The organism is Kitasatospora sp. NPDC050463 (assembly GCF_040655255.1).
Classification (GTDB): domain Bacteria; phylum Actinomycetota; class Actinomycetes; order Streptomycetales; family Streptomycetaceae; genus Kitasatospora.
In genome coordinates this window covers 1-1,028 of sequence record NZ_JBFAJO010000242.1, presented here as the reverse complement: position 1 = coordinate 1,028, position 1,028 = coordinate 1, and the positions used below count along the sequence as shown (strand labels likewise).

Annotated in this window: 1 pseudogene; it reads right to left on the bottom strand. The window is 68.1% G+C overall.

The annotated features are described in order from the left end of the window. Positions 1-23: 23 nt before the first annotated feature. Positions 24-1,027 (bottom strand): annotated as a pseudogene (locus tag AB0J08_RS41775) (IS5 family transposase). Between the last annotated feature and the right edge of the window lies 1 nt (position 1,028).

Below are 1,028 nucleotides of genomic sequence, written 5' to 3'. Positions count from 1 at the left end.
CTAGGGCCTGTGTGATGTTGTGATCAGCTGGTGGTCGGCAGGAGATCGTCGACCCAGATCATTGAGGCGCGAAGGTGGAGGCCGGCGAGGTAGCTCTCGGGGGTCTTGTCGAACCTTGTGGCGATGCCGCGCCAGGCCTTCAGCTTGTTGATCAAGCGCTCGACGGTGTTCCGCTCCTTATAGAGGTCGGCGTCGTGGCCGACGGGCCGGCCGCCCTTGCTGCCCTTCTTCTTCCGGTTGGCGGCTTGGTCCTTCTTCTCCGGGATGACCGCCTTGATGCGGCGCTTGCGCAGGTGGGCGCGGTTGCCGCGGGACGAGTAGGCCTTGTCCCCGGCAACCGCGTCGGGTCGGGTGCGGGGCCGGCCGACGGGCACCCGGACCCGGATCTTCCTGAGCACGGGGATGAACTGCGGGCTGTCGGCGACCTGTCCCTCGGTCAAGACGAACGCCAGCGGGCGGCACTTGCGGTCGCCGGCACAATGGATCTTGCTGGTCTGTCCACCTCTGGAGCGCCCGAGCAGGGCGGCTTTGAGCCGGAGTTTGCGCCGGCGTCGGATTCGTCGCCGTTCTTCCCGTTCCGGGTCGTCTGAGGCGTCCTGCCCGTCTTGTCCTTCCGGGCGGCCCCCCTTTGCCGGGCCTTCTCCGCCTCGTCAGCGGCCTTCTCCAGGGCGGCCAGAGCGTCGGGGTCCAGGTGCATACCGGCGGCGTCGTGGTGGGCGCGGACCGTGGTGGAGTCCACGCTGACCAGCGACAAGTCCACCTCGCCCCGTTTCGCGGCCTCCGCGATCAGCCCCTCCAGCAGGGCTTCGAAGACGCCGGCGTCCCTCCAGACCCGGAAGCGACCGTAGACGGTCGGCCAGGGCCCGAACTCGGAGGGCATCTCCCGCCACTGGGCGCCCGAGCGGAACCGCCAGATCACCCCTTCGAACTGATCCCGCAACCGCTCCGGGTATGGGCCGTACTCGCCAATCGGCAGATACGGCTCGATTAACTCCCACTGACTGTCGGTGAGTTGCCTGCGCGTCACA